Source organism: Stenotrophomonas sp. GL_101, assembly GCF_057835675.1.
In genome coordinates this window covers 2,341,429-2,349,606 of sequence record NZ_CM174432.1, presented here as the reverse complement: position 1 = coordinate 2,349,606, position 8,178 = coordinate 2,341,429, and the positions used below count along the sequence as shown (strand labels likewise).

Genomic DNA, 8,178 nt, shown 5'->3' with positions numbered 1-8,178 from the left:
GCGCCCCGTCAGCTGGTCAACCGAGCTTGCCGGGTCGCTTGGTCCTGCAGGTGGCTGACGTAGTCGGCATGCAGGTGTGCCGGCAAGCGCGCCAGGACGCTCGCTGGGTCAGGCTGCTGCTGCAGGGCGACCTGCATCTGGTAATCGCCGACCAGGAAGCCATTTGCGTAGAACGAAGATGTTCCGCTGGCGCCATCGAGCCACAGGTTGAACAACCCGTCCCCATTTTGCTGTTGCTGGGTGACGGCGGACACGGTGTCATTCCCGCTACGCGTCAACACGACTGAGCCCGGCGCCAATGCCGCGGCCTGAACAGCCCCGCCTGGCGTCAGCATCGGATGGGTGCCCGAGCAGGTGATGGAGAGTCCACCTTGGGTCTGGATCACAAACACCGTACCCCAGTGGGGCTGGGCCAGCGTGGCTTGCACGCTCTGTGTCCCGCCAGCGGATTGCACGGTCATGCCGGCATCCATGGCCTCGATGGCCTGCGTAGAGCCATCAGCCATCTGGATCTGGGTTCCAGCGGCCAGGCAATGCCAGACGTACACGATCGGCTTGATGTACTTGACGCCATCAGCGCTGTTCGGGTCCGGCAACGTCGAGCTTAGAACGCTGGACCACGCCGGCGAATTGTCATTGAGCGTCACCACCACCTTGCCGGTGAAGAACGTCCTGGTGTCTGCGACCCAAGGGCTGAACCCGAAATTGATTGCGTTGCCAGGATCATTGGGATTGGCCATGAGCTTGAAATTGAGCTTGCAGGGGTCCTTGTCATCGATCGAGAACCCGCTCATGTACGGCTGTGCATTGGCCGCAACCAGCTCGCTCATGCCACCTTCCGCACGCGCAAGGTAGAAGAACAACTGGGGATTGGCGCTGCTCAATGGCGCGATGGGCTTGGTGAAGTGCATCGCCCCCTGGAAGGGCACCAGCAGCGTTGTATTCTGGTACTGCGTCTGCCAGAACCAATAGTCGATGTCGGTATTGTTTGCCGGGCTATTGAAGCCTCGTGACAGTCCGATCATGACGTTGCCGAGATCGCCGCGCGTCCGCGTGCTGATGGCCGGATCGGATACATCCGGGTCAGCCGACGTCTGATAAGCCCACTGAGTCGAAACAAAATTGGACTCGCTGGTACCGTCGCTGTACTCGATGGACCACGACATGGTCGCGAAGTTCTGTCCTGTCGAGGGGAGTACCAATGCACTGGTATCGTTGGTCTGAACCTCGCAGGTTTGCTGCAGATAGCTCAGGCTGGAGCCGGATGCCAGAACCGTCTTGGTGGGCCCGTTGACATTCATCACGCTGATCGCGACGTAGGTCGAGGCTACGGGGCGAGTACGCGTGACGATTGCGTGCGCGCTGGCCATGCCATTCGTTGCCAGGGGGGCAAGGTAGTCAATGAGCTGGCCATCGACAAAGTCCCCCGTGTTGGAGGGGCCGTCAAGCCGTGCCTGCGGCGTTTCCTTATCGTGGAACGACGAGAACAGCGCCGGGTATCGATCAGCGGTGTAGCCATGGAGCAGGGCAATTTCCTCCATGAAAGCGACGTGCGCATCGTCACCGGCAGCATGCGGAATCGGTGCCTCGCCAGCCAAAAGGGGCTGTGTCAGTAGTGCTTCAGCGGCTGATTGCAGGCGCGCACTGGGAACGAGCGTCGACATCGTGTACCTCTCTTCCATGAAGGGATGCGTGTAGAGGAGCCGCATGGCTTGCCAACTGCGCATAGCCAGCGCCGTGTGTTGTGCAGGCATGACAATGGATGGCACAAGGAGCAGCAAAGCCGCGCGTAGACTGCTTCGGCGGCTACGTCAGAGCAAGCCAAGCTGAAATCAATAAATACAGTTGCGTGGCAGCATACTGCTGCCTACCTGTAGAGCGATTTTCGTATGGATTTCGAAGTGTCGTCGGCATGCGCATCTTCATTACCCTGTGCGCACGCGAATCAGCCCCCGTTGCGCGTTCGATGCTTGCATCGGTGAATGAATCTTGTCAAGCACTTTGGCGATACGTAATCGATAGCTAGATATCATGCCGATGCAGTATGTGAAGTAACTCGCGATTTCACCGGAATGCGGAGAACGGAGAGGCGTCAAGAAAATGACGCAACGCATTGCCATTTATGTGATCGCGCGCTCGTATTTCATGGCCAATGCGTCGTGATGGCGATACTTTTCCGTTATCGCGCCAGATTTTTTCACACCGCTTCGCCGGGCATGCTGCCTCCGGCCGCAGTCAGGCGGCAGGCAAGGGGTAGGGCAGTTGCCACCGCGCGAACCTCGGCGAGAAAGGGCGCATTCGACTCGCAATCCTTGCCCAGCTCGGCGATTGAGATCGCGGGTGGGACCAAGAGAGCGCAGCAGCAGAATCGCTACGGCAGCCAATACCGTGACCGAATACACAGTCGTTGGATATGATGCCTCCAGACACAGGGGGATACATGGACGTACGAGTGGTTTTGTTAGCGCTGGCGCTGGTTGCCGGTCCAGTTTCTGCGCGGGTGGTTCATACCGCCACCGGTCCAGCACCGCGCTCGTCTGCACCGTCGCCCAAAAGCGCTCGCACCTATCTTCCCGCTGAGCCGCTCAAGTGCGAGCAGTACCGCGTGCGCGCCCCTCATTGGTACATCTATTGCAAGGGTGTCGAACGTGACTGGGTACAGGGAGAAGCAAAGCGAGCCGGTGCGCCCGTGCCATCCGCCCGAATTGTCGAGCTTCCTTCGCTTGGCACCACAGATGCCAAGGGGCTCGGACTCGCCTGTATCGGTGGTAGCGCTATGAGGCGACTTAGTAACGGGTGGGAGCAGCTGCGGGATGGGCAGGGGCATTGGCTGCGCTGTCGCGAGCGATAGGCCGGGATATTTAGGCCACGCCCTACGAACAACGCTTCATCCGCGCCAGGGCATCCAGGCTCACGTGACAAATGGACGACGTTCGATGGTTCGGCACTTCGCTTGAAGTAATTGCAGATTTACGTGGCGCTAGGTTGCAGATTTACCTGCTTCGTCACCAGGAAGAGCCGGCGAAGCCTCTGATGGAACGAAACTCCATTTCGCATAATGTATATTATGTTAAATCGCTGGGTGGCCGGGCTGGGGTACTACGGCGGCCTGCTCAAACTGGTACTGGCATCGTTCTAGCCGACCCAACTAAAGTTGTTACGCCGCTCAACGTATTAGCGCTACTTCTCTGAAGTTGGCGCCTCCATCAAGTAAGTAGCGCCATTAGTTGGCGTCCACTAGGCTCGACTGCAGGAACCGAGGTGATTCGGCTCGCCTTCTGGAGGCGAGCCTTCCAAGTAAAAGTGCTACTTCAGCGCGCTCATTGCTTCGACCGCTTGCGTTTCGGCCTAAAATCAGCAGCGATGCGAACTTCTTTGGATCGCTTGAATGCAACTTCCAGCTGAGCTGGCAAATCTCGAAGCCCTGAAAGTTGTCCCTCGAGCGCGTCACATCTGCCGCGCAGGATATCGGCAGACTGACTGGCCGTGGCGGCCGCTGATTGGGCGGCCTGGATATCCTGACGCAGCTGCTTCTCAAGAGCTCTGTGTTGCTCGGATGCCTTGCTTAGCTGCACCTGGAGTTCTTTCACCTCCTGTCGGGCGCGATCAACATCGCTGAGCGCCCGATTCTCGACAGATCTGGTGTACTCGGCCCAGTCTTCTCGCTCAGATTTCGCCGTTTCTAGCGCCTCATGAAGCCTGGCGTCGAGTTGCTGTCTCGATGCTTCATTTCGATCGGCTCTTCGAAGCTCGACATCCCGCTGCTCTACAAGCTCTGACATCTGCAGACGGAGCTGGTCAACCAATCGCTGTAGCTCTGCAGCTTGCGTAGCGGCAATCCTCTCTCCTGTGAGAGCATCGTCGCGCTCTGAGCGCATTTGCGTCAGCTCGTCAGCTACAAGCCGGGATTTTGCCTCCAGTGCATCACGCCGGGCGGCCAGTGACTGCTCAGCCTCTGCAAGCTCTCGATGGGCGGCCTCCCGGGCATGACTCAACGCTAGCTCCCACCATTGTCCGGCGAGTTCTGCCAACACCGCTGGTGCATCTTCCAGGTCCGGACGCGCTGGCTGCAGGCGCGTGCCAAGTCGCTTCCACCACGTCTCCAGCCAGCGGGTCACGGTGTTCGGCGAGCCTGTCCCCAGGTGAGCCCGGATCCGCTCGACGGTTGGGCGTTCGCCCTTGCCGACCAACTCGTCGGCGGCGCTATGGACGTCAGATTCAGTGATGCCGCGGGCCATGCGAAGTCTCCTTTACTGGCGCCCTACTCTGCTGGTAGCGTACTCACGATAAGTGATGATTATCGCGGGTACGAACTTCAAATCGTAGCGTACATTACATAGTATGAAAGATAATTCTACAATTCCCGTGCTTGTCGCGACGGCCACCAGTCTGGCCCTGCCCGAACAGCTGGCCCAACAAGCTGCCGATGCGGTCCGCGAGCTGCTGGCCGAAGCCGCGGCCGAGAACACCACCCGCAGCTACAGCAGCGCCCTGCGCTACTGGGCTGGCTGGCATGCGGCGCGCTACGGCATCGAGCTGGCCTTGCCGGTACCCGAGGCCGTCGTGCTGCAGTTCGTGGTCGACCATGTTCAGCGCAGGTCGGCTGAGGGCGAATTGGCCTGGGAGTTGCCGCCGGCCGTCGATCAGGCCTTGGTGGCCGCTGGCCTCAAGGCCAAGGTCGGCCCGTGGACCTTGGCCACCGTGCGCCACCGCGTTGCCGTGCTGTCCACCGCGCACCGACTCAAGCAAGTGGCCAATCCCTGCGAGCAGCCGGCAATCCGCACCGTGCTCAGTCGCGCGGCGCGGGCCGCGGTCAAGCGCGGCGAGCGCCCACGCAAGAAGACTGCGATCACCTTGGCCGAGCTGGAGGCCATGTTGGCCACCTGCGACGACAGCCTGGAAGGAATTCGGGACCGCGCCCTACTCTGCTTCGGATTTGCCAGTGGCGGCCGCCGACGCAGCGAGATCGCTGCGGCCGACCTGCGCGACCTACGCCGCATCGGTGAAGCGGGCTATATCTACCGACTGGAACACAGCAAGACCCAGCAGGCCGGCGTCACCGCGACCTCCACGCCGGACAAGCCGGTGCTGGATCGCGCTGCCCTCGCCCTCCAGGACTGGTTGGAGGCCTCCGGGATCACCGAGGGGGCGATCTTCCGGCGGCTGTGGAAACAGCGCGTGGGCCCTGCCCTGTCCCCGGCGGCCGTGGGCGAGATTGTGCAGCGGCGGGCGCGCCTGGCGAGGCTGGAGGGGGATTTTGGCGGGCACAGCCTGCGGTCGGGGTTCGTGACCGAGGCCAGCCGCCAAGGGGTAGCGTTGCCGGCAATCATGCAGCTGACCGAGCACCGGTCGGTATCGAGTGTTGTGGGGTACTTTCAGGCGGGCGGAGCAACAGCCAACCCGGCGACGTCCCCCCGGCTTGAGTAGTGGGCGGGTTTAGAGTCCGGTGCTGATGTTATCTTTCTTCGCCGCCAACTGGGCGGCGTACTGGACGGGTGTTAGACCGCCAAGCGCTCTTTTGGGTCTTTCTTCGTTGTAGTCGCGCCGCCAGCTTTCGATACTGGTACGGGCATGAAGCAACGTCGGGAACCAGTGCTCGTTGAGGCATTCGTCGCGCAGCCGTCCGTTGAAGGACTCGACGTACGCATTCTGGTTCGGCTTGCCCGGTTCGATCAGACGCAGGGCAACATCCTTTTCGTGAGCCCAGGCCACCATCGCCTTACCGCAAAACTCCTTGCCGTTGTCTGTCCTGATCACTCGTGGCAAGCCGCGCTGCATGGCCAGTCTGTCCAGTACCCTGGACACGCCTTGCCCGGAAATTGCCCGCTCCACTTCGATGGCCACAGCCTCGTGGGTGGCGTCGTCGACGATGGTCAGGCACTTGATCACCCGGCCTTCCGCGGTGCGGTCGAACACGAAGTCCATCGACCACACCTCATTGGCAGCGGACGGCCGCAGGAGAGGCTGGCGCTCGCCTATCGGCACCTTCTTACGCTTTCTGCGACGCACCTGCAGGCCCGCTTCCTGATACAGGCGCTCCACTCGTTTGTAGTTCACGACAAGCCCTTTCTGCCGCAGTTTCAAATGGATCATGCCCACCCCGTAGCGTCTGTGCCGATGCGCCAGCGCAGCGATCTGCTCGCGCAGCTCAACGTTGCGGTCGGCCCGAGGCTCATAGCGCAGCGCGCTGGCGCTCATCCGCACCACCGTCAGCGCTCGCCGCTCGCTCAACCCCTTCTCGACCATGCTCCGCACCAGCAGCCTGCGCGCCGGGGCGGTCACCACTTTTTTCGCAACGCATCCTTGATGACGTCGTTCTCGAAAACCTGCTCTGCCAGTAGTTTCTTCAGGCGCGTGCTCTCAGCCTCCAGGTCCTTGAGCCGCTTGGCGTCGGGCACACTCATGCCACCGAACTTGCTGCGCCACAGGTAGTACGAAGCCTCGCTGAAGCCGTGCTGACGGCACAGGTCCTTGATGGGCATGCCGGCCTCTGCTTCGCGCAGGAAGCCGATGATCTGTTCTTCGGAAAAGCGTTTCTTCACGTCCAATCTCCTTGTCACTGAGGATTGGACTCCAAACAGCTGCGCTACTCAATCTTGGGGGGACGTCGCGGCTGCACGTCTTTTGGAGGATGACTAGGAGAGGGGGGCATATCGTGGAGGGTCTCTGCCTAAGCGTTCAATGCTTGAACAAACATAGGGCCAAGAACTGTTCTGGTGCGCCTCCCTGGGTATCGATCATGCAGAAAGAGTGCCGGCTATATGCCGGCACTCTAATTGCAGGCTAGCTGGTATGGCACGCATTGGCGCAGTAGTAGCACCCGTTGATGCGGTTTTGCGGCCAACGGGCTTTGGCATCAGCAACAGCCTGTCGACATGTGGCATGAGAGCCCAGGCTGATCTGGTTAGCCGCCAGCGGCATGTACAAGCGTAAGCTCCCCCGTCAAGCAGACATTTCTAAAGTAGAGCTTCTGGTGTGAGCGGTACGGTACTCGACGGGGCTCATGCCGCTGAGCGAGTCATGTGGACGAATCTCGTTGTAATCGATCATCCACCAATGCGCTGCCTCACGTACGTCCTCAAGGCGTGCGAAGAGGTGCTGGTCCAGCACTTCCTCACGGAACGTGCGGTTGAAGCGTTCGATGAAGGCGTTCTGGTTGGGCTTTCCAGGTTGGATGTATCGCAGCGCCACGCCGCCGAGTTTGGCCCACTGGGTAAATGCTTCGCCCAGGAACTCAGGGCCATTGTCCGACCGTAGAACCTGCGGTAATCCGTGATCACGTTTGAGCTGCTCGAACACGCGCACCAAGCGACCAGAGTTGAGTGATGTATCCACCTCGATATGCAGCACCTCGCGGTTGAAGTCGTCGACCACATTGAACGTTCGGAATCGTTTGCCACAGGCCAACGCGTCACTCATGAAGTCCATGGACCAGACGGTATCTGGCTGCCTGGGAACATACAGCGGCACCCGCTCGCGCTTTGGCAGACGGCGCTTGGCCGCTCTTCTCAGGTTGAGCTTCATCGCCTTGTATACCCGATAGATCCGCTTCGGATTCCAGTCCCGTCGCTTCTTGCGTAGTTGATCGCTGCACTTCCAGAAACCTCGACTGGGCCGCTCCTCGACCAGCTTGGCCAATGCCGAGATCAACTCCGCATCGCGCACGGTCCAGTCCAGTGGCGGCGCATACCAGGCCGCACGAGACAAACCCACATAACCGCAGGACCGGCTCAGGGGGCGCGCGTGCACCTCGGTGAGGAAACGCACTGCCTCACGCTTCTGACCCGGCCCTACAGTTTTTTTGCGATCAGGTCCTTCAGCGCCGCGTTGTCCAGCGCCATTTCCGCATACATGCGTTTGAGCTTGGCGTTCTCAGCTTCGAGGTCCTTGACTCGACGAAGCTCGGACGCCTCAAGCCCGCCGTACTTGCTCTTCCACTGGTAATACGTCGCCGTGCTGATGCCGGCCTGGCGACATAGATCCTTCACCGCAAGCCCGGCATCGCCCTGCTTGAGGATCGTGATGATCTGCGTCTCGGTGAATCTTGATGTGCGCATGCAACCTCCTGGCTGGTTAAAGATGCCAGAAAGCTCTACTTATCGGGTGTCTGGCTGCCGGGGGAGCTTACGCAAGCATCCCGTGGTGGTGTTATGCACCTCGTGATCACCGTTGGTCTGT

The 8,178-nt window shown here is 60.4% G+C and carries 5 protein-coding genes; 1 reads left to right on the top strand and 4 read right to left on the bottom strand.

The genetic code is table 11. The features are described 5' to 3' along the window. Positions 1-8: 8 nt before the first annotated feature. Entirely contained in the window at positions 9-1,664 is a 1,656-nt protein-coding gene (locus AC3IR9_RS10440) for a Hint domain-containing protein (protein WP_489295648.1), read from the bottom strand. Between the two features lie 1,656 nt (positions 1,665-3,320). Next, a complete protein-coding gene (locus AC3IR9_RS10435; protein ID WP_489295647.1) occupies positions 3,321-4,238 on the bottom strand; it encodes a DNA-binding protein in 918 nt (305 codons plus the stop codon). Between the two features lie 103 nt (positions 4,239-4,341). Here AC3IR9_RS10435 and AC3IR9_RS10430 point away from each other — a divergent pair, with 103 nt between their 5' ends. After that, the gene (locus tag AC3IR9_RS10430; protein WP_489295646.1) at positions 4,342-5,427 is read left to right on the top strand and encodes a tyrosine-type recombinase/integrase; all 1,086 of its coding nucleotides are present in this window, start codon (positions 4,342-4,344) and stop codon (positions 5,425-5,427) included. 9 nt (positions 5,428-5,436) lie between these two features. Here AC3IR9_RS10430 and AC3IR9_RS10425 read toward each other — a convergent pair. Both AC3IR9_RS10425 and AC3IR9_RS10420 read right to left on the bottom strand, forming a co-directional pair. Then, positions 5,437-6,542, bottom strand: a protein-coding gene (locus AC3IR9_RS10425) for an IS3 family transposase (RefSeq protein WP_489291038.1) whose coding sequence is annotated in 2 segments (ribosomal slippage) — positions 5,437-6,284 and positions 6,284-6,542 — 1,107 coding nt in all. Because the reading frame shifts where the segments join, the coding sequence is not laid out codon by codon here. Positions 6,543-6,942: 400 nt separating this feature from the next. After that, positions 6,943-8,057, bottom strand: a protein-coding gene (locus tag AC3IR9_RS10420) for an IS3 family transposase (protein WP_489292866.1) whose coding sequence is annotated in 2 segments (ribosomal slippage) — positions 6,943-7,805 and positions 7,805-8,057 — 1,116 coding nt in all. Because the reading frame shifts where the segments join, the coding sequence is not laid out codon by codon here. Positions 8,058-8,178 lie beyond the last annotated feature (121 nt).

Coding starts and splice junctions, on each gene's coding strand:
- AC3IR9_RS10440 (WP_489295648.1), bottom strand. CDS start 1,664: ATGTCGACGCTCGTTCCCAGTGCGCGCCTGCAATCAGCCGCTGAAGCA.
- AC3IR9_RS10435 (WP_489295647.1), bottom strand. CDS start 4,238: ATGGCCCGCGGCATCACTGAATCTGACGTCCATAGCGCCGCCGACGAG.
- AC3IR9_RS10430 (WP_489295646.1), top strand. CDS start 4,342: ATGAAAGATAATTCTACAATTCCCGTGCTTGTCGCGACGGCCACCAGT.